15 protein-coding genes are annotated in these 24750 nt (G+C 42.5%); 7 read left to right on the plus strand and 8 right to left on the minus strand.

What is annotated here, in order from left to right; genetic code table 11:
- Positions 1–15: 15 nt before the first annotated feature.
- The 6 genes from QGN29_RS02755 to QGN29_RS02780 all read right to left on the minus strand — a co-directional run bounded on the left by QGN29_RS02755 (position 16) and on the right by QGN29_RS02780 (position 13647).
- The gene (locus QGN29_RS02755; RefSeq protein ID WP_310799141.1) at positions 16–1314 is read right to left on the minus strand and encodes a hypothetical protein; all 1299 of its coding nucleotides are present in this window, start codon (positions 1312–1314) and stop codon (positions 16–18) included.
- Positions 1315–1465: 151 nt separating this feature from the next.
- The gene (locus QGN29_RS02760; protein ID WP_310799142.1) at positions 1466–4408 is read right to left on the minus strand and encodes a tetratricopeptide repeat protein; all 2943 of its coding nucleotides are present in this window, start codon (positions 4406–4408) and stop codon (positions 1466–1468) included.
- 74 nt (positions 4409–4482) lie between these two features.
- Positions 4483–7023, minus strand: a complete 2541-nt coding sequence (locus QGN29_RS02765) for a hypothetical protein (protein ID WP_310799143.1) — start codon at positions 7021–7023, stop codon at positions 4483–4485.
- Entirely contained in the window at positions 7023–9236 is a 2214-nt protein-coding gene (locus QGN29_RS02770) for an anthrax toxin-like adenylyl cyclase domain-containing protein (RefSeq protein ID WP_310799144.1), read from the minus strand. Before QGN29_RS02770 ends, QGN29_RS02765 begins: the two co-directional genes overlap by 1 nt.
- 286 nt (positions 9237–9522) lie before the next feature.
- The gene (locus tag QGN29_RS02775; RefSeq protein WP_310799145.1) at positions 9523–10947 is read right to left on the minus strand and encodes an MFS transporter; all 1425 of its coding nucleotides are present in this window, start codon (positions 10945–10947) and stop codon (positions 9523–9525) included.
- Positions 10948–11079: 132 nt separating this feature from the next.
- Positions 11080–13647: a TonB-dependent receptor gene (locus tag QGN29_RS02780; RefSeq protein WP_310799146.1), complete on the minus strand. Its 2568-nt coding sequence runs from the start codon at positions 13645–13647 to the stop codon at positions 11080–11082.
- Positions 13648–14122: 475 nt separating this feature from the next.
- On the opposite strand from QGN29_RS02780, the gene QGN29_RS02785 reads away from it, so the two are divergent.
- The 7 genes from QGN29_RS02785 (at position 14123) to htpG (ending at position 22688) form a co-directional block, all read left to right on the plus strand.
- Positions 14123–14803, plus strand: coding sequence for a head GIN domain-containing protein (locus QGN29_RS02785; RefSeq protein WP_310799147.1), 681 nt, complete (start codon positions 14123–14125; stop codon positions 14801–14803).
- A 61-nt stretch (positions 14804–14864) separates the two neighbouring features.
- Positions 14865–15608 carry a head GIN domain-containing protein gene (locus QGN29_RS02790; protein ID WP_310799148.1) on the plus strand — a complete coding sequence of 248 codons (744 nt, stop codon included), beginning with the start codon at positions 14865–14867 and terminating at the stop codon, positions 15606–15608.
- Positions 15609–16072: 464 nt separating this feature from the next.
- Entirely contained in the window at positions 16073–17095 is a 1023-nt protein-coding gene (locus QGN29_RS02795) for an ABC transporter ATP-binding protein (protein WP_310799149.1), read from the plus strand.
- A complete protein-coding gene (locus QGN29_RS02800; protein WP_310799150.1) occupies positions 17082–17837 on the plus strand; it encodes an ABC transporter permease subunit in 756 nt (251 codons plus the stop codon). Before QGN29_RS02795 ends, QGN29_RS02800 begins: the two co-directional genes overlap by 14 nt.
- Complete coding sequence (locus QGN29_RS02805) at positions 17837–19648, plus strand: Gldg family protein (protein WP_310799151.1); 1812 nt, start codon at positions 17837–17839, stop codon at positions 19646–19648. The genes QGN29_RS02800 and QGN29_RS02805 overlap by 1 nt, the downstream gene beginning before the upstream one ends.
- Before the next feature lie 28 nt (positions 19649–19676).
- A complete protein-coding gene (locus QGN29_RS02810; protein ID WP_310799152.1) occupies positions 19677–20627 on the plus strand; it encodes a DUF4340 domain-containing protein in 951 nt (316 codons plus the stop codon).
- Positions 20628–20765: 138 nt separating this feature from the next.
- A complete protein-coding gene (htpG, locus tag QGN29_RS02815) occupies positions 20766–22688 on the plus strand; it encodes a molecular chaperone HtpG (protein ID WP_310799153.1) in 1923 nt (640 codons plus the stop codon).
- A 35-nt stretch (positions 22689–22723) separates the two neighbouring features.
- Here the strand turns inward: htpG and QGN29_RS02820 are convergent, their stop codons facing one another.
- Both QGN29_RS02820 and QGN29_RS02825 read right to left on the minus strand, forming a co-directional pair.
- On the minus strand, positions 22724–23869 hold the full coding sequence (locus QGN29_RS02820; protein ID WP_310799154.1) for a c-type cytochrome: 1146 nt from the start codon (positions 23867–23869) through the stop codon (positions 22724–22726).
- A gap of 146 nt (positions 23870–24015) precedes the next feature.
- The gene (locus QGN29_RS02825; RefSeq protein ID WP_310799155.1) at positions 24016–24261 is read right to left on the minus strand and encodes a hypothetical protein; all 246 of its coding nucleotides are present in this window, start codon (positions 24259–24261) and stop codon (positions 24016–24018) included.
- Positions 24262–24750: the final 489 nt, after the last annotated feature.

Below are 24750 nucleotides of genomic sequence, written 5' to 3' on the forward strand. Positions count from 1 at the left end.
CTTCAGAGTATAATATTATATATATTGTCGATAAAAGCGCTTAATTTTTCGAGTTTCCTCACAGTCAGCATTATTGTTCAAAAATGCATTTAAGATGGCTGTCCATTGTCCGTCTTTATATTTTTCAAATAGGCCTTCAAAGAAAGTCAAAGTCTCCTCATTGAGGCCATAGCTCTGAAGATATATCCGGATGAGATCTGGCAACCTTCCATAACGATCACCTAACTGCTTTTCTATCAAATGACGCTTACAAGGCAAATCCTGATCAGAATATGCCCCAAATATTTCTATAACTGTTATATCGGAGAGGGCATGCCCCTCTTGCTGTATTAAGCTATTTACAGCAGTTATTGTGTTTGCATTGGATGGAAAGTTTTTAAACAAGCCAGTTACAATGAGCGCTTTTGCATCACTGGATAAAGTATCATCTTTTATCAGTGTCATTAGAAAAGAATAAAGCCCTCCAGTCTCTTCCCACTTACAGGCTAAAGCTTTCAACAGAGGCAAATTTTTATGAACTTGACCTTGATTTAACTCACCTTCCCCCTGTCTTTGATAAGGAGCATTCTCCGAAGCTAATGGTTCAGCCCTCTCACAGTTGTTATACTGTGCAATAAGCCAATTTGCTGTTTTATATGAATAGGCTGTATAGTCCTTCAAATTTTCATACATGCCCATACGCTTAAAAAGCCTGATGATTTTTTCATCCCAGATAAATCGATCCTTCAAAATACGGACGATTGTGTTTATAAACCCTTCTTGCAAATAGAATTTTTCTTTTTTCTGATCAAGACTATCGCAAATGGCAATTAGCCGATCTAGCGCATCCCCTAGAACAGAAAAATTTTCCAGACTTTCAAGTGTTTCAGCCGCATGGTATCGAACGATCATGGGCAAATCGCTTTCCATAACTTCTACTAAATGATCTCGTGGCCCTTCCCAGTCATCGTCGTGAAAGAAAAAAGGATCAACCAAATAAGCGATAACTTCTTTGAAGAGGTATTCCTGAGCTTCATCGACATACTGGATGTCTTCCCAGTCCTCGATATCTATGCCGTGCTCTTCCATCTGTTCCTCTGAAATTTCTATCTCAAATTCAAGGAATTCCTCTAACTTACCCTTTAGAAGTGCCGATAGATGTTTCCAATCATACTCAGAATTTTGCTCTCGATATTCTTTGGCTTGTATAAATCCCGCTTCGAAAGATTCCATATCTGGCATAAGGCCATAAGAAGATAAGCCTAACTCTGAACCATCGAGAAGGTAGGCTTGACGGCTAGTTAAATCTAAAATTTTTTCAAGTGAAGCAACCATCGTATCATCCCTCTAATGTATTTTAAACGCATAGCCTACTTATAATATTTAAAACCCTGTGTCAGTTAAGAAAACCTGATTATGCAGCTCTGAAGGCTTTAGACGGCAAGACTGTATTCTCCCTTTGCGAGATGACCCTCACCTGTGGGGGTCAGTCAATGACGGCCCCTCCATCTTGTTTTTCTACTGCGTCTTCACCGAGTGATATTAACCGTCCATCGAGCGTCCAGAAGGCAGATGGCTTAACACGCTTTTTAGGTAATTTGGGTAAATCTTCAGCATTTTTGCCAAGGATGTAAGCGAGTTTTTTTGGTTCAGCGAAAATATCGGCAAACAAATCTGTTTCCCATTCAATGTGACGGATAGCCCACTGCTCTTCCGATTTAAACGCAGCCTCACTAAACAACAAGTTATAAGCCTCATTTGTTTTACCCTGTTTACTTAGGGCCAGAGACCGTAATAAGGCAATTTGCTGTAAGGCTCTATCCACGCCGCCTTTTGTGCTGGTCAATTTTTCTTTGCGTTCCTCAATCCAGTCGGCAGCAATATCAGCCAGTTGTGGATGTCCTGCACTATTAGCGAGCAACCCGTACCAATATAATTGATCCGCGGCTGTCCCTACGCCTTTATCATTTTCCATGCCAAGGGCAACCGTAATGGAATATTGCATGGCTTGACTTATGGCGGATGCATCAATTTCCATGCGTTTTTTTAACAGGTCTAATGCTGGCTTATAATCGCCCGGTGAGGCATCAATGATCGATTTGATACGCACAAGCGCCTGATCCACAAATCCAACTTCATACATTTCCGCAACATCTTGAAATTCTTTGTCCTTCTTCAGGCTTATTCTATAATCCGCAATGCTTTTCGTTACCTCTTCTTCAGTCGGCAAGTGAATAGATTGGATATATATTTCTGAAGTATCACCTCCCTCTCTTACGCCAAGAAAAGCTACCTGGCCAAAATCAGTAGAGATTTTTTCCGACTGTTTTGTATCTTTCCATTTTATATCAAGAGGAACATCTTTAACTTTAATCAAGGCATCATCAGTATTTGCATAAAATGAAAAGTAATTTTTAAACCGCACCATCACCAAATTTGTATTTGGAATATGATTTGGTTGTATAAATGTGTTAATTGCTGTGGCATGCCCCTTATGCATGACACCAGTTTTTAACTCATACGCATCGTTAAAGATAACAAAATACCGACTATCAGGGGTGAAAAAACCGTATCTCAACATATTATCTTTTGAAATAATTTCCCCGTCCGACCATTCCGGAAATTTTGAATGAACCACTTCGCCTTCTGAATTTTCATCTTTTACCCGAATGATGCGGATTATATGTTGGCCGTCTGGACTTATTTTCCGGCGAATAGCCCCTCTATCTGTGCTTAGGACCTCCCCTGTTTCCACACTAAATAACCGATTTTCACGCCTGAAAGCTTCAAGAAACTCATCATAAACTTGATAATCGATCTCTAGAAATTTATCGCTCCCTAAAAATCGTGCATTATCATAACTCGTATGTTTTTTTTGTGAAACAGACAGTTTATGGATAACTTTATGCGTGCGTGTATCCTTTAATAATACGTGTTTAACATCAATAAATTGATGCTCCCAAAAGTTATCATGTCTTTCTTCGGTCATATAATATTGCCCGTTTTTAGAAATAGTCATAACATCTATGGAAAGGTTCAACGCTTCGACATGTATCAACTCGCCTGTCTTAACATCCCATTTTGAAATATATTCTTGACGGATATGCGTATGTGAAAAATTATGAACCAGTGATAAAGTTTGACTGTCAGTATCAAGTGCTAAATATTGAAACCCTACATTTTTATGCGTACCCATTTTCGACAGGTTATCTTTTAGGGTTCTAAACTGATTATTTTCAAGTGACTTTATATATCCCGCTACAACGAAATCTTTAACGTATTCAGCCGCCCCTTTATGGCCGGAATTCGCCTTTTTTGCCAAATCAAGTATATAATCGCGGGTATAAATACCAGGCTCTAGACCAATAGATCGATCCCGACCATCATCAGTTTTTCCGCGACTGTTTTGCACCTCGTTGATATAACTTTTGTTCTCAAGGTTTCTACCCAGTGCATAATTATAATATAGTGATTTTTTCTTTTTATAGGCGTTTTTTGCCATGGAAGAATAAACCCATGCTTTCACATCACTCTTATCGGTAAACTGCAATGCTTTTTTATAAAAATCTGCTGCAATGATATAGTTTTGCTCGTCATCCGCCCGAGCATGTCGTTCTGCAAGAAGAACCATTGATTGAATACTCTGGCCTTGAGCTCCGAACTGATACCATTTATTGGCAAGGATACGGTTTTGTTTACGACCCCGACCATTAAGTAGACAATAAGCAATTGCATTTATGCTGGGGCCAAAATCAACAGCGGCACTACGCGCAAATTGGTCACAGGCCTTAGGGTGTTTTTTCCTGCCTTCTTTTAATAAGAATTCACCGTACTGATACTGTGCTTTAGGGTAATGTTCTTCCCTGCCATCATCAAAATATTTTCGCGCCTTTTTCAAATCTTTTTTCAGGCCGTATCTGCCTGACTTATGAGCCATACCCATCAGATAGAGGGCTTCGCCATCCTCTTTTTTGGCCAGTTTGGCGATCCCCTTCATTGCGTTCTTTTTAAGGGCTTTGCCTTTTTCTGGGTCTTTTTTAAAATCTAAAATACCATCATTATCGAAATCCAACCCGTAAAGGTAAAACTCCCCCATATAGTATTGTGCAACCGGGTCGCCGGCTTTGTAGGCTTTATTGTATAAGTCAAAAGCCTTTTGTTTATTGCGCTGAACACCGATACCTAGCCTATAATATTCAGCTAATTCAGACTTCGCCCGCGCTTTCGTTCTGGCCTTTGATTTGATTTTGTCTAATCTTTTGAATAATTTGGACCGAATTTTATTGATATCCGTTTTGTCACCACCCGACCCCATTGAAGAAGGGCGAACAATTTTTTCTGCTGTATCCCTTGCCCATACAGGACTGATGATTAACAAACATGCTGTAATTCCCAACACTATTTTCTGAATACCTATATAATTCGACATAAGCTTCTTTCTTTTTAAGTCACCATTTAACGCATAAACACGCCGCACATTAAATTTTGAAACACACTAATTCATTATTCATCATCTTGGTTGTTTTTATATAGTGAAACAGTATAGGTATATTTTGTATAAAATAACAAAGCCTGTTTACCATCTGCATCTTCTATGGTTAGCAGCAAAGGCACGGTCTTCCTGTAATAGCTTTTCTCTGCATCTTCACCAATCTTTGGCACATTTTCTTGTACGATCCATTCGTCCAGTTTTTCAGGGTCATAATGCCAATTCAATCCATCCATATAATATGCACTGATCCCCGTTATCTTGCTTTTATAAGGGGCGCGCATACCTGTTGGTGGTTGAATGCTTGCTACTAATGTTGTGCCTTCTGATTTTGATGCCTTTTTCACATTTGTTTTATTATTTAACACATAAATTTGACGGGACAAACTACGTGTCAGGGTTCTCTTTTTGCCGACCCCATCATCAATCGTAACCTTGAATTCTACAGTTTTTTCTACGTCATCGCCTTGAATGTTTGGATAGAGGCTTTCAAAATCAAATTTAAATATATTGGGGTTTAAATCCCACACCCATTCTTTTTTCTCGTTAGCTTTTAGACTCAATTTTTTGTTTGCCGTATAAACAGATTGACCACTGCCTTGTATTTTTCCGTCCACCGAAACGGTAACATTTGTTGGGAAAGAATTGTTGCTGATTTTTATACCAACATTACCCAAGCCCCATGGATAAAACGCTTCTGAAACTTTATCGTCTTTACAACCCGGTTTATATCCACACCTTGAAATCGCAGACGTAAACACCGATGCTGAAAATGCTTGTTCCCGTGCAAAAATAGCAGAATACAGCTTTATACTCTCACTGCCTGTGCGCTTATAAATCAGTTCAACCGGTCCCCCACACCGCGACGAACCTGGCGAAATATCCACACCCCAATCAGATACGCTACCATCAAGGGGAATAGATTTAGATTGCATGCAATTTCTCCAAGACCAATTCAAACTGCCGTTTAATCCTTTTGTAAGCACAGCCGGTACATTGAAAGAAATAGTTGACGTATCACGATAAAAATATTTCGCTGATGATAAATTTGAAATGGGAACATCAGGCAGTCCCGGCGTTGATATAACGCCCTTTATAGAAATAAGTGATCTTAAATCCACGGGGGCTGATGCCGCATACGTAAATGAATATGTTTTTGTTTGCGGCGCAACGTCATCAGCCGTAATAGTCGCTTGAAGAGTATATTTCTCGTTTTCTGTAAGCAGATCAGATTTCACAGGTACAGAAATCCGGATCCTGTCAGTTTTTGAATTGATTTCATGTGACAGCTTGCTGGCGAAGACCGTGTCACCATTAGATTTGGCCGTTAACCGGAAATCAACAGCGATCTTTTCTAACGCACTTGCTGCTTTAACTGCTGTTAACAAATATAGGGGTGTTTTTAAGAGGGGAATTTTTCCGTCCCCTTGCTCAGCATTCGCACGCGTAGCAACAAACAATTTTTCAATTTTAGCATAACGTGGTTCATTTCCGTAAAAGAAACGAATACTTTTGCTTGCTGATTTATATTTTTTACCCGCTCTAGCAGGACGCAAGTTATCTTCAAGGTTTATATCAAATCGATATTCGTGCCCGTCCACAAATTCTATGGTTTTTGGGTCAAGTAATACCCCTACCCGCTGGATATCCATATCCGGTTTAGTGTTTCTGCGGCCAACCCTATTATAAATATTTTTATTGCTTGTCAGGTCATGAACGCTGTAATGCGCCGTTAAGGCATCCACCCCTGAAGGGACCTCATAATAAGTAAATAAATAGGGCGACGCACCAGAGGGCAGTACGGGCATGTGCTTGTCGCCAGTGCGCTCGTCATCCACAACCATTTTGGCGACAATCAATTTATCAACAATATTAATTTCAAATTGGGTGTTTGCTTCAAATTTATGTCTAGTATTTCCTGGGATACTATGGGCTAACTTTACTTGATACTTTCCCAGTTCCATACCTTTCGTATCAATACCAAAACTATAAAGGGCACCCCTGCCTTCCCGGTAATTTTGATCGGTTTTTAGCAATGTATCCGAAACACGACCGTCCGGCAAAATCAACGACCACTGTAACAATGTTTCTTGTTCGTTTTTATCTGTTGGATGCGGTACTTCAGACGTAAAATATACGATATCACCAGCGCGTACGTCTGTCATGATTGCAGGGGCGGTTTTGCTGCTCTTACGTACTATAATTTCAAATGGCTTCACCGGATTGAAGGCAGCGAGTTTTACCAAGGCTGCCAGTTGCGTTTCTAAATCCTTGAGCTTTAAATCCAAAGTTTGAACGCGCTCAACAATATTCAGCATATCTTTTCGTAAGGACACCCCTGAATAGCCAACATTCAGTATTCGATCCAGCTCTGTTAGCTGTGCCTGAAGCTTCATTTCCAGGTCTTTATACTCTTGCTCAAGGTGCAATAATTCTGTTTCTAATTCATTGTTCGCAGTATTTTGTGCAATTGCCATTTGCCCCAAAATCAGCCAAAGAGCCAGCCCAAAAAAAACGGTTCGTTTTATCCAGTGGAATGATAAGACATCTATCATTATTGACCGCCGCCCATTACCGCTTTTTCTGCCTGTGTTTTATATCCAAAACGCGGATCATATTCAGGCCAGCCCCAACTTGGATGCGGGATAAACCCCTTGTTACCTAACTGTGTTTGACGGTGAAACTCTTCTTGAATCCACATCGCCCGATTACTGGCTGGCCCTTCTGGGATAGAAATAACTTTGTTACCCGGCATAATTACGGTGATAGGATAGTCAGGCGGTTCAATCCAAGCATTGGCCGCACCGTGGTGCACCAAGTCACCTTTCACCCCTGTTGTTCGAATAATTTCATTGTTGATATCAGTCATTGCATCAAGGTTTCTACGGTCGATGTTCCCCAGGCCTGTGACGCTTACTGTTGTTTCGTCGATTAATTCACCTGATGCCGTACGGACTCCGTCACCGGATATACTTTTTGATCCAACTGCAAAGGTATCATAATCGGGTAGTATTTTTGTGCCGTGTGGATCGGTTAATATTTCAACTGCGCGAGCTGTCGTGACATCAACATCATATTTCAGTCCTGTGGCAGGGTCTATCAAGTCACCAGCGTCATCAAGAATGCCCATAACTTTCTTACCGCTAGGCTCTGTCGCCCATAAAATTTGATGGTTTATTACCACATTCCCTCTTGTCTCTTTATGAGTAGCGACCATTCGACCAACTAGGGGATTACCTTTTGCATCTCGCATCGCAAAAAGTTCTGCCATGGTTGTTTCCATTTTGGTGATTTTTGCCTGAACACTCGCAATAGCTTCCGCACTGCCGCTCTCAATAGCTTTGCTCATTTCCACATCAAATTTTGACAAGCTTGGGTCAACCGGAATACCCGCCCCTAATATAGGATTGGCCGCAGACTTTGGTTTTACATCCATCCATTTTGTTGCGATCCAGTCGCCGCTGACTTTGGCTAAATCAACGGCTTCTTGCATGGCCTGTTTACCCATTTTATTAAAAGGCCGCAGCATGATCACGATCTGTTGTGACTCTGCTACATTCATCATGGCAGTCATATGTTCAGGGATAATATTCGACTCTTCAATCGCCCTTGCCCGGGTCCAACTATATGTCGACATATTTTGCATACGTCGATTGATCGCTTCAACACTTTCGCCCGCGACAGTGCGAACACGTGTACCAACACGGCTTCCTAGCCCGGTCCCAATAGGCTCAATATATGCCCAAATCTCTCTTGCTTTATCTTTAATAACAGCCAGCTCTTGACCGCTACGAATGATAAGGCTGTCAAAAAATCCACCCTGAGGATACATTGTTTCTCTTAAAAAATCATTCATCCCATGAAAGACTTGCGGATATCGTTTAAACAGTTGCTCGGCGATGGCTGGTGTAAACAAAAGCACGCCTGTAAGCGCCCTATCAAATTCGTTCATTTTCTCGCCAAGTATATCGTTGCCTGTCCCTAATCGGTATAAATCAATCAACTCGCCAATCACAGGGGTCATTTCAAATAGGATCATAACAGTGTCTTGATCTTCTGCCATCTGTTCTGCATTTTGAACTAACCTGTCAGCATCGCGGCCTGACTGATCTTGAATGTATCCAGCAAAACGGCGAAATCCTATGGCTGCATCTTTTGCGCTATCGGCTGTTAAAGCGTAAATATAAGCCCGATTCACTTCGCGGTATAAGTTTAATTTTTCTGTCTGCACACAAGCCAGTCGTTCTTCTTCATTTGCGGCTAAGCCAAAGGCTTCCATTGCGCCTTTAGCCGTCTTAGACACAGTGTCAACCGATTTACCAATGGCATCTAGTTGCGGCGAACCAACCCCGCATTTATTAACCATTTCAAGGCCAAGGATCATCTCTTTAGAAAGAGTATACAATTGCCGCAGTTTATTAACGTCAAAACCATATCCTTCTGCAACGGCCTCGGCATTAAACAGGGCTGCTTTTAATCCCTTGCCGTTTAAATAATTGGGATCGTTTTCCCACTCAGCCATCGCTTCACGAGTTTGCCGCTGCATGTCTGCCAATACTTTTGTGCGCTCGACAATAAGCCGCTTTAACACAGAATCCACATCTGATTTTAAGTTTTTATGTTTGGTTTTTAGACTTTCAACACGGCGATCAATGTCGGTATCCGCTGTGTTCGGCGGGGCGTCTTGTGCTGTTACAGTTACCGCAGCGAAAATAAACATCAGTGAAGCACAAATGTATAAAAAAGCCACTCTTCCTAACAGATGCATTCCCTAAGCCCCTCAGCAAATACTATTGCACTTAAATACTTATACTAAAATGACAATCAAGACCATAACTTATAATTATGTGTTAATCCTGATTTTTTTACATTTAAAAATATGGTCATTACAAAACTATATTTAGGCAATAATAATCTGCATTTCAAATAAAATATAAATACATGAAACGATTAGCAGGTAATCTAAATTCGACTTTGATTATTATAGGCGAGTTATAATGCCTATTCCAACTGACAGGGACAAGCTGGGCATAGGATATGGATCTCTCTTTTGATCAGAGGCGCGACTTAGCCGCAGCCATCTCCGTCATAATTTCTTTATGACGCTTTGCATCCAAATCATAGAGACGAATAAGAAAGTAAACTGAGAGAAATAGGCACGCCATGATGGGGCCTGTGAAAAACGCCAACTCCCATGCTGTCTCTGGAGCCACATCTTCGGGTTTCGCCCCTTGGGGTAAAGCCACAATATCAAGAGCGACCCCAGCGAAGAAACTACCGAGACCAAAACTCGCTTTAGTGGCAAAACTACGGGCAGCAAAAAAGACGCCTTCTTCGCGCATGCCTGTTTGATATTCATTCACATCAATACAATCAGACAGCATGCTCTCAAGAAGAATGATAAGCGCAATGAAAAAAGCCTGAGAAATACCATTTGCAAGGAAGACCAATAAAAATTTTACCGCCCAGGGAATGCCCTCAAAAAAACCAGCGAGATACAAAAAGGATGGAGAAAAGCCAACAACCGATCCCACAATCAAACATACAGCCAAGGCTTTCTTTTTGTCATATCGCTTTGATAGAGTTTGGGCGATCAGCGACGCCAGCAAAAGGCCTAAAATGATTGACGCGTTGATCAAGCCAATTTCTTCTGCTGAAAAGTCAAACACGTAGATCCCCAAATAGGTCATGAGCGTAGAGTTTACCCCAGCTAACGTAGTAATCATCACAAGGATGAAGAACAATACTCTGAAGGAGGGCAATTTTAACGTTTTCGCCAAGGTCATAAAAGCAAGCAAAGAACTTAGAATATTTATTGTTTCTGTGGGCTGACTTAGAGAAGGGATGAGAGATTTTGTAGAGAAGACACACCATAGCATGGCTGAGGCCGCCAATAGACCACAAAAAAGACCAAAGTTTGCATAGCCAGCAGGATTTAACAGTCCATTCGTATAGACTGCCGTCGCAGGAAAGAAGACCATAAATCCAATCACTGAAACGAAAAGAACCCCAAAATAAGCAAAGAAAATACGGTACCCGATGAGGGATGTTTTATGATGATAATCTTGTTCTATTTCTGCCCCAAGTGAGAGATGGGGTACATAAAATAATGTAAGAGCCAACCTTAAAAGTATAGCAAAAGTCAGAAGCCATGCAAAAAGCGCCCAGGTTGATAATCCTCCAGGCGGACTAAATAAAGCAATCATTGCCAGTAAAAAGGGGAGAACTCCCAGCAGCATCAGAGGGTGACGCCGTCCAAATTTACTTTTTAATCGATCCGAAAGGTGCCCGACCATAGGGTCCGTAACAGCATCAATGACGAGGGCCAGCAACGCCGCAAGGCCAGCCATTTTACCAGGTAATCCCAGAACTTGATGATAGTAGAAGACTAAAAAGCCGGTCCAAGCAGCATGCATCACCCCGTCAGATATTTGACCGATGCCGTAATTTATTTTCATCAAAGTTTTCAAATTTCTCATCCTTCATACCCTGGCGGAACAACTGGGGTGATTAAAGAGCCTATAGTCTATACGCCCTCGGATGCAATTTGGTTGCGCACAAAAAAAGCAGGCTCAAAAGCCTGCCTTTCATTCTCTGATCAATGGGTGATCTTAAAAGTTTTTCCGAACTGTCAAACCATAAGTGCGCGGTGCATTCATATAGGCACTAAAACTGCCTGTTTGAATGGTCGTTGGGAAAGCACTTACGAAGAAATCATCGCCTGTTAGATTGCGGACCCATGCGGAAATTTGGAACCCATTTTCTGTCTCAATACCAGCGCTCATATTCACAAGGCTCACTTCACGTGTTGCCAGTGTTGATGCGATATTGTCTACAACCTGAACATCACTCTCATAGTTATATTCTGCGCGAACAAAACCAGAGAGACCATTTCTCAATTCAAAGTTATAGGTAGCAGAACTAGTGATATTCCACTCAGCGATCCCTGCAGGACGCGTTCCTGACAAATCACAAACCCCTGTATCACATGGTGCACCAACAAATTCGTCATACACAGCATCGATATAGGTAAGGCCATAACCGAGTAAAAGGTTATCAGTGACGGAATAATTCCCCTCAATTTCAAAGCCTTTAGACGATTGAGCCCCCGCATTTGTAAGAGCAAAAGCGTTTCCGATAAAGAGATTTGACTGGAAATTTTCAATCTTCTGATCAAACAGAGCCATATAGATGTTACCACGGTCCAGAGAGGCTTTAACACCAATTTCAAAGACACTAACATCCTCTGGATCCGCATAACGCGTTCCAAGTTTTGCGCGCTCTAGGCTTGTTCCAGAAAGGCCGAGACGTGTTGTCGCTTCTTCTCGAGTAGGAGAACTGTCCGACGATAGATTAAAGCCGCCAGCTTTCCAACCAGTGGAATAGCTCACATAGGCATTCACATTGTCAGAAACATCATAGGCCATCTTCAGAGAGTAAACCCATTTGTCGCCCTTTAGGGTCCCATAATCGCTTGGCGAAATATTGTAGAATGGATTTGGCAAGAATTGCAATGCCTGCAATCCAAGAAGAGGGTTCACAGCAGGGTCAGCTTCATTTGCATCTGCAAAGGCCTGAGAACCAGCTGTTACTGCTGCAAGTGTTCCTGGCGCTACAGCTTCTAGACCTGCAATCTGTGCAGGATCAGTCGCATCAACGCCGAAACCGGCATAGGTTGTTGCGAAGGCTGTTTGGAAAAGAACCTGATTACCAATATCATATAGGTTCAAGTTGCCGAAAACTTCATTGGTGGTGACATTTGAAGTCGCTTCCTTCTTGTCATTCATGTATGCCACGCCCGCTGATAAAGTTAGGCGATCAGTTACATTAAAATCAAGCTGAGCATTCAGTGAATAAGTCGTGTTATCCATTACCCATGCATCGTTCAATCCTGATCCAGGCTGATGGAATGTACCTTGTGGAAGACCTAAAATTGTATATTGGAGTAAATCAAGACCACCGCCAGAAACACCATTCAGGTAATTGTATGTATCAGCGCCGAAGAGAACACCGCGCTCTGTATCAACACTCTCATCAGAGAAGTACGCATTCACCATCCAGTCAACCGTATTCCCAGCGCCTGTAGACGCAAGACGGAATTCCTGAGAAAATGTCTTATAGGTATTTTCGGTTGGAACAATCGCAATGTCAGCCGCTGAAAAGTCAACTTCACTATTATTGTCATCTGTTTGAGTGCGGTATGATGTGATCGATGTGAAAGACGCCCAGTCCATATTCACATCAGCCTGCAATGAAATGCCTTTACCAATTAATTCATTAGTCGGCTGCTGGCTCATCACAGTTTCCCGTGCGGCTGGATCGTCGTCACGCGCGATAGCAGAACCAAGACCAAACGGTGCCGGGGCCCCAATAAATTGTGTCGCAGGACCATTAAAGAGCTGAATAGTTCCGCAGCATTCTTCATCAATCTTGTTATAGTCAGCAATTAAACGGAATGTTGTGCTATCTGTCGGCTCAAATTTCAATTGGCCTCGAAGTGAAAAACGATCGCGCTCATTCACATCTGTATCAAGAAAAGTATTGGTATAGAAACCATCTCTTTTACCCATGCTGGCTGACACACGATACGCCATAGTATCTGAAAGCGGGCCGGTCACTGTCCCTTTAATATTCAGCGCATTGAAATTGCCGTAACTCGCTTCAACAGAACCACCAAACTCATCCTCTGGGCCTTTTGTAACGATACTAATCGCCCCAGCAGATACGTTCTTTCCAAAGAGTGTCGACTGCGGGCCGCGCAAAATCTCAACACGCTCTAGAACTGGTAAGTCCAAGATGGCCGCAGCAGACCGAGATCGGTATACTCCGTCGATGAAAACACCAACAGCGCTCTCAATTCCTGGGTTGTTTGCACCATTACCAAATCCGCGGACAATAAAGTTAACCTGCGATGATTTTTGTAATTGGCTCATGCGGAATGAAGGCACCATAGACTGTAAGTCTATAAGATCATTCACGCTCATTTTTTCGATTTCTTCAGCGCCAACCACAGAAACCGCAACAGGTACTTCTTGTAAGGTTTGTGGACGCTTAGTTGCTGTCACTGTAATCACATCAACAACTTCTTGTTCCTGATCCTGTGCAAAGACTGCTGGGTTTGAACCCGCAACAAGCATAATGGCAGCACTACTTAGTAGTGCCTTTTTCATTGATCTCATACCGCTCCCTCCTTGGTATTTAGTCGGTCAATCGTCTATCAGGGCTTTTGAATACCCCTTATTGTATTTTCAAGGTAACATGATTTCTTATGAAGAAAAGATCAAAAATATTGTATATCAGGTACTTATGTGAATATTGCGCTGCAATGTTCATCCATAAGACTATCCAATGAGAAGCTGTTAACACTATGAAATTTATGTTTTTTTTATATTTTGCGCCCGGTTTTCGCACTGCGAAATGGAAGCCAAAAAAGCTTTCTCAAAATGGATTTTTTTTGTAAAAATATAGTATTATGATCACACTTGTTGGAAAAATATCCTAACAAGCCGATCCCGAGGAGCTCAATTGATCGCAAAAAATAAACCCTTTATCGATTCAATATAGGAATATTATTTAGACATGCTACTAACTTGGATGCCTGAAAAAACAAAAATAATAAGTGCAATTCGGGATATACTTACAGAGGAACGCAACATGAAAACGATACCAACAATAATCAATAAAAAAACACTGTTAACAGCCGTAACCGGCCTTGCCCTCATGGGTGCTTCTTTCAGTGGCTCGGCCCTTGTCGATGATAGCGAAAATCGAGATTTAGATACATTTCACTCCCTTATGATAAAGGGTGGTATTGAGCTTGATGTCAAAATTGGCTCTTCCCAAAAAGTTAAAATTGCTGTTGATGATGATCTGGATCTATCAGAAGTCATTACTAAAGTTGAAAATGGCTTTCTCATCATCGATGTGAAAAGGAAGAAAAACTTTTGGGGCGGAAAAAAACAATCCGGCGAAGTCTCTGTGACTTTGACTATGACTGATTTTCAGAAAGTTCATGTTAAGGGCGCCGTTGATGGTGATATTGAGGGGATTGATAGCGAGAACGTTAGCCTTGAAGTCTACGGCGCAGCAGATTTAGACATCACAGGAAAATGCGGTAAGCTTAGCGTGAATGTACGTGGAGCAGGAGATTTGGACGCAGATAACCTTCGCTGTAAAGAAGCTGATATCAACATTTCTGGAGCCGGAAATGCAAAAGTTTATAGTTCAGAAAAAGTCAAAGCGATCGTGAGTGGTGTTGGCAGTGTTACCATTGAAGGCAACCCAAAAGACATCACAAAAAAAATCCGAGGTCTTGGAAACATAAGAATTAAGTAAAGAGTAAACAATAATAAATCCGTATGCACGGAAAAATGACAGCAACTCTATGGAGGATCCAATGAAAACAACATTTAAAAAAGCTCTTCTCTCATCTAGCGCGGCCTCAATGATGGCTTTTGCTCTATCCTGCGGGGCAACTAATGCACTTACAGTCGGTCCTGACATGGTCGAAGAGAAACGAAAGGCCTCTGATTTTTCAGAAGTGCAACTGAAAGGCCCTGTAGATGGGTATATAAAAATCGGTAAGAAATTTTCTGTTACTGTAAAAGCCCCTGAGGATATGCAGGATAAAATTATTACCGAAGTCAAGGGCGATAAACTCATCATCAAAATGAAAAAAGGCCGCTATAATTGGAAAGAATATAAAGACGTTGCAGTCTATGTCACAATGCCGAGCATTGATGAATATACAGCCAGTGGCAGTGGTGACAGTCACCTTTCAGGCAAAATCAAAGGCAAAGAGTTCGAAGTGAATTTGAATGGTTCTGGTGATATTACTGTAGAGACTTCAAGTGCCACAGAATTAGATGTTGATTTAACTGGATCAGGCGATCTTGAAATTAAAGGCGGTAAGTGCACAACTATCTCTGCATCTCTAAAAGGATCTGGTGACATTTCGACCAAAGGGGTGAAATGCACAAAAGGCAGTTTCAGCATTATGGGGTCAGGTGATATCGATGCTTATGCATCTAATTCCGCCAAATCTAATATTATGGGATCCGGCGATGTAACTATTTATGGCAGTCCAAAAGAGATTAGCAGCAGAACCTTTGGTTCGGGTGAAGTTAAAACACGCAAGTAAGCTCACAACTACTCTAGAATTCAAGCCGATCTTTTTAAGGTCGGCTTATTTTATTGCGTCCCCTCTATATCTTCCGTTTATCATTTTTACCCCCTTGCCCCCAAATTGTCTTAATTAAGCCCTGATCATGCCTCAGTGAAACGCCACATTATCTGTGTTGGCCTCTGCTGACCTTGCTTGATTATAAGAGTTAACCTAGCCCCCCTCAGGTTTTTAGTCGAGCAAGGTCAGTTTTTTCTTTTCCTTCCCGCTAATCCAGTCATCTTTAGCCATGAAAAATATAATACCATCAATGATTTTATCTATACAGCCTTGAATTTTATCCCTGCCAAAGATAAATGGTCTTAAAATTGCATATTTTTTCTATAATTCTTATCCTGAATGGAATAGAATATTGTATCATTAATGTAATACTGTAATATTATTGATGCATTGATTGAATAGAAAGGTTCGGAGTCTCATTAATGGAAAAAGCGCCAATCATGCTGCAGGCAGAAAATTTGGTTAAAAATTTTGGCCCCTTTAAAGCAGTAAAAGACATTTCTCTTCACGTTAGAAAAGGTGAAATCCTTGGCCTTCTGGGTCCAAACGGTGCAGGCAAGACGACCACGATGCAAATGCTCACAGGCTTTTTGCGCTCAGATGGTGGTCAAGTCTATCTCTGCGGTGAACGCATGACGGAAGGGCGCGCTGGACTGAGGACCCGCATCGGCTACTTACCTGAAGGCGCGCCTCTTTATCCCGATATGACTGTCAAAGAATATCTAGACTTTATAGCCGAAATTCACGGGCTTGAGGGAGAAAAGGCCCAACAAATGATCATGAGTGCAGCAACAGCTGTTCACTTGATCGGCGTGTTTGATCAAATCATTGATACACTTTCAAAGGGATATAAGAGAAGAGTTGGATTGGCTGGTGCTATTCTTCATGCTCCCGATGTTCTTATTTTAGATGAGCCAACAGATGGTTTAGACCCTAATCAAAAATATGAAGTAAGACGCCTCATTGATACTATGGCTGTAGACAGGGCCATTATAATCTCGACACATATCCTCGAAGAAGTTGAGGCTCTCTGTACACGGACTGTCATGATTAATAAAGGACAAGTCATCGCCGACAGCACCCCTTCAGAATTAAAATCCATGTCACAGTATAACAATGCCGTGACGATGCTTGTTGAGAAAGAGCAGGCCGAACATATTGCAGCCCGACTTAATCAAATGCGGGTTGTTTCCCACATCGAAGCCATTCGAGAAGGAAATGACATGCGGTTGACTGTCGTGCCAGTAGATCAGCAAGAAATAGGCAGTCGCATCGAAGATATGGCTAGCATAACCGGGTGGCCCGTCTCTGAACTTACCGTAGAAAATGGTCGCCTGGATGATGTCTTTCGTACCCTCACAACTCGGGATCCCGAAATAATTAAAAAATTAATGGCCGAATTCCAGAAAAAAAATAGACAGGACCGACCGTATGAATATCAGTAGAACATTCCGGGGCTGGCATCCAATATATAAGCGAGAATTGCGGTCTTATTTCACCACGCCTCTCGCTTATATCTTTCTTATCATTTTCCTACTACTTCAAGGGATTTTCACCTTTTATCTTGGCGGTTTCTTTGAGCGAGGTCAGGCAGACTTATCCTCTTTCTTTAGTTTTCAACCTTGGCTTTTCATCTTCCTTATTCCAGCCCTTTCCATGCGTCTTTGGGCAGAAGAAAGGCGGTTGGGCACGATTGAATTACTCTTGACCTTGCCGATTACAGCCCACGGGGTTATTGCTGGCAAATATCTGGCGACCCTTACTTTTATTATTTTTGGCTTAGTCCTCACCCTGCCTATGTGGCTGACCGTTAATTATCTAGGCTCACCAGATAATGGGCTTATTTTCATGGGCTATATTGGTTCGATCTTGCTCGCGGCCAGCTATCTCTCAATAGGCATGACCATCTCTTGCATGACGCGCAATCAGGTTGTCGCATTTGTCCTCTCCATTGGCGTGTGCTTCTTTTTTGCCGTTTTAGGTTTGCCCGTTGCCCTTGATTTGGTAGATTTTTTCTTGGGTGAAAAAGGCAGTCTCGTCGTCGCAAATCTATCTCTCCTTACGCACTTCAATGAAGTCCAACGCGGCGTTCTTACCGGCCCAAGTATCATATATTTTCTAACATTGAATATCTTTTGGTATTGGCTTTGCCGATTAATGCTTCAGCGCAGTAGGGAGGCCGGATAATGTTTTCTAAACTTAAAAGCTATCGCCTACTTTTTGTCATGGGTATTATCATGCTTGTGTCATGGAATATTATCGCTGATCGACTGCTTGGTCCTTATCAAATTGACCTTACTGAAGACAGGCTTTACACCCTCGCTAAGGGCTCAGATAGGCTCTTGCGTGACTTAGAAGGGGAAGTCACTATTGAATTCTTCTTTTCTAAAAAACTGGCGGCTCCCTATGCTGACCTTCTTTCTTATGGTAAGCGCATAGAAAATATGCTGCGGACGTTTAAGGCTTGCAATCCAGACAAAGTCACCGTCATTTTCCGAGACCCAGACCCTTTTTCAGAAGCCGAGGATAAGGCTGTTGCTCATGGCATTCAGGGCATCCCAATGCAGAGCAGTGAAAATCTATACATGGGCATTCGAATAACCAACGATGTAGACGGGGAAAAAATCCTGCCTTTCCTTTCTTCTGACCGAGAGAAATTCCTTGAATATGACTTGATCAAAGCAGTGACAAGCCTCGATGCTGTCGATGACAAGCCTCAGGTTGCCCTCCTCACGACATTGCCAATGCAATTTGGGGCTGGCGGGCCGCAGATGGCCATGCAAGGTCGGTCACAACCCTATGTCATTTATACCCAGATGCGAGAGGCGTTTAGACTTGTTGACCTCAATAAAGATTTTAAAACTCTTCCCGAAGACTTAGATATCTTGATGTTGGTTCAACCGCCTCAACTTACGTCCGAGCAAGAGGCTCTTATTCATGACTATATTCAAAAAGGGGGCAAAACCTTAATATTTGCCGACCCGCATGCTGAAGCTGTCAATCCAAGAGCCACAACACCGACTGCGGCCTCTCTCAAAACACTACTACTGCCCTACGGCCTTCAAATCCAAGACAAAAAAATCATTGGAGACCTTGGCCTTGCTCAAAAGGTGTCAATGGGTGGTTATGGCCCTGATAACATCAAAGATTACCTTTTTTGGCTCAATGTGACCGATGCTCATTTGGATAAGCAAGATATTGTTACCAGCAGTATTGACAACATAGCGCTTGCTTCATCTGGGGCCCTAGAACTTCTCCCTGAAAGAACTACGGACATTACTCCCCTTATCTGGTCAAGTGAAAATGCCATGCTTTATGACAGTTCTAAAGCAGTCGGCATGCCAGATCCAGACAGCCTATTAAGGGAATTATCACCAAGCGATGAATCTTATGTCATAGCCGCTCGGATCAGCAATAAATCTGAAGACTCTGAATCAGCGCTGCAACTCTTCGTCATGGCCGATAGTGATCTCTTTGATGACCGTTTTTGGGTGCAAGTACAAAACCTTATGGGACAACAAATCATTGTTCCTTCTGCCGGTAATGGTAGTTTCATTATAGGCCTGCTTGACCATATGACAGGCAATGACGCCCTCTTAAGCTTAAGAGCACGAGGCATCTCTCAAAGGCCTTTCTCTAAAGTTGATGAAATTCGCCGAAAAGCAGAGGCGCGCTATCAACAACAAGAACAACTTCTTGAAGCGAAAATGCAAGAAACCGAAGCTCGTATACAACAGCTGGAAGCCATAAAACCTAAAGCTGGATCCTTGGTGATGAACGATGCGCAGCAACAAGAGCTTGCTCAATTTAAAACAGAGCTTTTGGAAATTCGTAAAGAGCTTAGAACTGTGAAGCGCAATCTAAGGCGGGAAATAGAAACCTTGAAATTTTGGCTTATGGGTATAAATATTTTCCTCATCCCTTTCCTTTTAGCTGGGATTGGACTAATAGTCCTCATGCGCCGCAGAGGACAATCTAATCGACGCGGCCGCGCATAGAACGAGTAATGGAAATAAGGAAACTGACATGTCAATGCGTATGACAGACTTTTTAGGCTACCTGACTCTTTTTGTCTTATTGTGGGCCATTTGGATTTTGTTTGGCGAAGACCCTAACAAACACCAAGGTGGGCGCGGTGAGATTTTCTTGGAAGGTCTTTCTGAAAAAGCCAATGACATTTCGTCCTTCTCCCTGACAAAAGACGGTGAGAGCCTTCACATTACCAAACAGATCACAGGATGGTCCGTCTCTAAGCCTGGAGCGTTTACAAATTTCCCCGTTAAAGAGGGAGCGGTGTCATCTTTCGTATCTTCTCTTATGGTTTCTGAACGTGCAGAACCTAAGACCACTGATGAAAACCGATTTCCCAAATTAGACTTAGGGCACAAAGCCACAGAAATTAAAATTTTGGGTACAGCTGGTCAGGAGATCAAAACATTCCAACTTGGTCGACACCGTGAAATACAAGGCAAGAGCATCTCATATGTATATCAACCGTCTGACACAAGAGCCTGGATGGTCCGCGGCATGCCCACTGCATCGGTGAAGGTTTCAGCATGGGTCTCTAATCCTGTGATCTCCATTCAACGCAATCAAATTCAGTCGATGACATTAAAAGATGGAACCGAAATCACGCATCATGAGGGGACATTGTCGCTTCGCTCTTTAACAGAGAAAGAAACTTTAGTAGAAGCTTTTGAAATTGGCCTTATACTAAACTCTCTAGCGCAGATGACTGTCACTGATATTTTGGATGCATCAGATAAAGAATATCAGCGCTTAGAAACTGTTCACCTTACCCTTACTGACGGGCAAGTGATTACTGCTGAGACGGTGGCCATTAAAAATGAAATATGGATCAAGATTTCTGGAGAGGCTGACCTTGCTCCTTGGTTATTCAAATTGTCTAATGATAATCTTGCGCGATTGATGTCTCAGAGATCAGACCTAGTGATAATAGCCGCCCCTGCTTCGTAATAACTCAGAAAACCACATAAATATCCAAAAAATCGATAGAAGACTGTCTTGCCCTCTTGAACTGAGGGCGGCAGACCTTATCTGTGGTGTAAATATCATTCATAGTAATAAATTTTAGTAACGTTAAGGACCCCTTTCATGGCTGATCAAGATCTGAATAATGGTGAGAAATTAGGATTTGAGGCAGAGGTTTCTCGCCTCTTGCATATGATGGTGCATAGTGTCTACTCAGATAGAGAGATTTTTCTGCGAGAATTAATTTCCAATGCCTCAGACGCCTGTGATAAATTGCGGTATGAAGCCCAGTCTGATGCGGCTCTGATGAGCGGTGGGGATTTTTCCATTGATCTCACAGCTGACAAAAATGAAAAGCGTTTAATCATTGCTGATAATGGCATTGGCATGAACCGTGATGACTTGATCGCTAATTTAGGCACCATTGCTCGATCTGGTACAGCCGGTTTTATGGATAAATTGACCGGAGACAGCAAGCAAGACGTACAGCTCATCGGTCAATTCGGCGTTGGTTTTTATTCCGTCTTCATGGTGGCCGATCATGTGACGGTTACCTCAAGAAAAGCCGGAGATACGGCAGCATGGACATGGGAGAGCACTGGCGAAGGCAGCTACACTGTTAAGGAAGCAGAAAAGACAGAAGCGGGCACTGAAATCACCCTCACCCTTAAAGAGGATGCTGTTGAATTTCTTGACAAATATCGCCTCAATCAAGTGATCAAAACATACAGCGATCACATTGCTATCCCCATTAATTTGACCACCGAAGAAACGACCCCAGGGGCAGAGGGAGAAGACGATAAGGTTGAGCTGGTCACAGAAACCGTCAATGAAGGCCAAGCCATCTGGACACGCAGTAAAGGCGATGTCACGGACGAGCAACATGAAGAATTTTATCGTCATGTGAGCCATGCTTTTGATAGTCCAGCCCATACGATGCATTACAGAGTTGAAGGCATGCAGGCATACAGCGTTTTAATGTACATCCCGACAAATCAGCCCCAAGACCTGTTCGATCCTGCGCGAAAAAATCGTGTTAAACTTTATGTTAAACGCGTTTATATTACGGATGATAGCCAAGATATACTGCCAAGTTATCTCCGTTTCATGCGCGGTGTTGTAGATAGTGAAGACTTACCTCTCAATGTTTCTCGTGAAATGCTACAAAATAATCCGACGCTGAAGCGTATGTCTGGTGCGATCACCAAAAAGGTTCTTGGTGAACTTGATAAAATGTCAGAAAAGGATGCTGAGAAATTTGAAACCATCTGGTCAGCATTTGGCGCTGTTATTAAAGAAGGGATCTATGAAGACTTTGAACGTCGAGATCAAATCATCAAGATGGCTCGGTTTAAGTCCACTCATTCAGAAAGCCTAACATCCCTCGATGCTTACATAGACCGCATGAAAGAAGGGCAGGAATCTCTTTATTATATTTCCGGTGCAGACGTGAATGCTTTAAAGAAAAGTCCTCAACTCGAAGGCTTTAAAAAGAAAGGTGTCGAAGTTCTTCTTCTTGAAGATGCAGTAGATGATTTCTGGCTTCAAATGATGCCTCAATATGAAGGCAAAACCTTTAAATCCATTACCAAAGGTGGGTCCGATCTTGCTGATATTAAGTCAGATTCAACTGATGACGAGACATCAGAGGACAAAGTGCCGGAAGGCGATCTTACAACCTTGATCACCTGTATAAAAGAAGTGCTTGGCGATAAGGTCGGGGATGTCAAAACTACCGACCGCCTTGTTGGAACAGCAGCCTGTTTAGTTGCAGATGAAAATGCGATGGATATGCATATGGAACGACTCTTGAAGGCCCATAATCAGCTCGAAGACTCTCAAAAGAAAAACCTAGAGATTAACCCCTCCCATGATCTCATCAAAAAACTTGCTGATAAAGCCAAAGAGTCTGGTGCTCTGGAAACGCTGGCCGATCCCATTTTACTTCTCCTGGATCAAGCAACAATTCTTGAAGGGGATCCCCTTGATGACCCTTCTGCCTTTGCAAAACGATTATCAACGTCAATGGCTAACGGATTGGTTTAAGTCAGGTAGAAAAAAGGAGCCTCTGGCTCCTTTTTTTATCGAACAACCGCACCGCGCATTACAGGCAGTCCTTTTTGCATCCAACCGAATATTCCTTCGTATAAGACCGCAGTTCTTGAGTATCCCATGTCATTCAATTGCTTGACCAGATAATCTGCCGCTGCTCTCGGACACGAGCAATAGGCGACAATTTGAACGCCCTTAGGAATATCTTCCATCAATTTATCAACATCCGTATAATAAGGGACCGGCACAGAGCCTTCAATATGTGACCGCTGCCAAACACTTGGCACCCGTGTATCCAACAGGACCATTCGGCGTCCTTCTTTTAGAGCGGCATATAATGTTTCTGACGAAATATATTTGCCGTCCCTCAGCTCGAAATCTGGGTCCGATTGATTAGGATTAATGATATAATCTTTTGGTTCAGGCTCGGCTCTTAAGATTGGCTTTCCGAGCGGCTGAACGCCGGTCTCAAAACTCCGGACATATGCCGTTAGATTATCAAGATCTTCTTCTGATACCAAAGGCCTGAAAGATTGCATTGCCGTCCCTTCGCGGCCCCATTCAATCGCATAGCGAATAAATTCATCTTTGTTATAAGCTAGAAAAGAAGGATTAGAAAGAACTGGTGCTATCATATGGCCGTCTTGTTCAACGCCTTTCCCATCTTCTCCGTGACATGTGGCGCAATGTTGCTGAAAGAGGCCTTTGCCCTTCTCCCTATCCCCTTGAACTGGATTCTCGGTTAACCTTATACGATCATGGCCAGACTGCCAAAAAAGCCAGTAGGTTAAATCCCAGGTTTCATCTAAGCTTAGTGGTCCGCCCACTTCGTCAAGATAGCCGCCCATAGCAGTCCCATCGCGTCCATAGGATAAAGTGCGCAAAATTCCATGAGGTACCCCACTTTCAATCAAGCTCCTCGATGTTAGACTTGGTGCATTATCATTGGCATAGCCTTCACGGTTCTCGCCGTGGCATAAAGAACAATATTTTTGATAATTTTGCGCTGCTCTTTTTTCCTGAGCCTGCGTCAGTGTTCTTGGCGGTGACTGCTTTGAATAGCCATCTCTGTCATCAGCACTAACACTCTTCAACATGCCTGCAGACACGATGAGTAAAAAACTGACGATGGCGACCCCCGCCCCACTCTTTTGAAAATTTCTTTTATATGGCATTTTGCCCTCCTAGAGCACCCCTCGCTTGCAAGACTATCATGTCAAAAAAATAATGCGAACTGAAAATATACTCATAAACTATTATACTAAAAAGCCCGACAGAGATATCTATCGGGCTTTCATAGATCTAATTGAGAGGCTCAGGACTACTTAGTGTCGCCCTCAGCCCTATCTGCTTTACATCCATATTCTAACAACTCACCGTTCTCGTCACGCTTTACATAACTTGATGTGCCTTTGGGACATGAAAGATGGGCCCGCTTGCCATCTTTCAATTCAATAGATACATGATCATAACCCCGCTTATATTCACCGCGTGCGTCAACATCAATTGAACAAGCGCTGATTCCAATGGCAAGGGTAGATACGGCGAAAATTTTAATCGCTTTCATAGAAAGTCTCCTCATATGTCGTTTTGTTTTTTGTTATAAGGCCGTCTTTAGTGCGGCTAATGAAGATGCTTTTACTGAGAATTCTTACCCTTGTCGAGAAAATTGTCAGGGATTTGCTCTTTTTTTCCTCTACCTTCCTAAGGAAATGGATTTGATGATGAGCTGGGAATTTTTACCCATAAACCAGATCTAGTGTTGGATGATTGTCCAAAGCTGGACATAGGAGAGTCACAAAAACGAAACCATGTCACGAATCACTTATTTTCTGCCCTATTCAGGCCTGTTCATGACCCACGACCTCTGATACTCACCTATTAATTTACACAACATCTTGTATGATTTTCAACATCTTCACACTTCATGTTGACGCGCAGGTCATTTTAGACTTATATTCTTTTTGGGCATTGGGTTGGTCGACTCGCAGACGGGGATACTTGCGAAGAAGCACCTCAAATCCATATAATGAAACAGAAAATCACTTCTGTTCGA

The sequence above is a fragment of the Temperatibacter marinus genome (assembly GCF_031598375.1).
Classification (GTDB): Bacteria; Pseudomonadota; Alphaproteobacteria; order Sphingomonadales; family Kordiimonadaceae; genus Temperatibacter; species Temperatibacter marinus.

Bases quoted from the DNA above. Each gene is read 5' to 3' on its own strand.
- htpG (WP_310799153.1), top strand. From the start codon at position 20,766: ATGGCTGATCAAGATCTGAATAATGGTGAGAAATTAGGATTTGAGGCA.
- QGN29_RS02775 (WP_310799145.1), bottom strand. From the start codon at position 10,947: ATGAGAAATTTGAAAACTTTGATGAAAATAAATTACGGCATCGGTCAA.
- QGN29_RS02765 (WP_310799143.1), bottom strand. From the start codon at position 7,023: ATGATAGATGTCTTATCATTCCACTGGATAAAACGAACCGTTTTTTTT.
- QGN29_RS02790 (WP_310799148.1), top strand. From the start codon at position 14,865: ATGAAAACAACATTTAAAAAAGCTCTTCTCTCATCTAGCGCGGCCTCA.
- QGN29_RS02770 (WP_310799144.1), bottom strand. From the start codon at position 9,236: ATGCATCTGTTAGGAAGAGTGGCTTTTTTATACATTTGTGCTTCACTG.
- QGN29_RS02810 (WP_310799152.1), top strand. From the start codon at position 19,677: ATGTCAATGCGTATGACAGACTTTTTAGGCTACCTGACTCTTTTTGTC.
- QGN29_RS02760 (WP_310799142.1), bottom strand. From the start codon at position 4,408: ATGTCGAATTATATAGGTATTCAGAAAATAGTGTTGGGAATTACAGCA.
- QGN29_RS02780 (WP_310799146.1), bottom strand. From the start codon at position 13,647: ATGAGATCAATGAAAAAGGCACTACTAAGTAGTGCTGCCATTATGCTT.
- QGN29_RS02800 (WP_310799150.1), top strand. From the start codon at position 17,082: ATGAATATCAGTAGAACATTCCGGGGCTGGCATCCAATATATAAGCGA.
- QGN29_RS02755 (WP_310799141.1), bottom strand. From the start codon at position 1,314: ATGGTTGCTTCACTTGAAAAAATTTTAGATTTAACTAGCCGTCAAGCC.
- QGN29_RS02795 (WP_310799149.1), top strand. From the start codon at position 16,073: ATGGAAAAAGCGCCAATCATGCTGCAGGCAGAAAATTTGGTTAAAAAT.
- QGN29_RS02825 (WP_310799155.1), bottom strand. From the start codon at position 24,261: ATGAAAGCGATTAAAATTTTCGCCGTATCTACCCTTGCCATTGGAATC.
- QGN29_RS02805 (WP_310799151.1), top strand. From the start codon at position 17,837: ATGTTTTCTAAACTTAAAAGCTATCGCCTACTTTTTGTCATGGGTATT.
- QGN29_RS02785 (WP_310799147.1), top strand. From the start codon at position 14,123: ATGAAAACGATACCAACAATAATCAATAAAAAAACACTGTTAACAGCC.
- QGN29_RS02820 (WP_310799154.1), bottom strand. From the start codon at position 23,869: ATGCCATATAAAAGAAATTTTCAAAAGAGTGGGGCGGGGGTCGCCATC.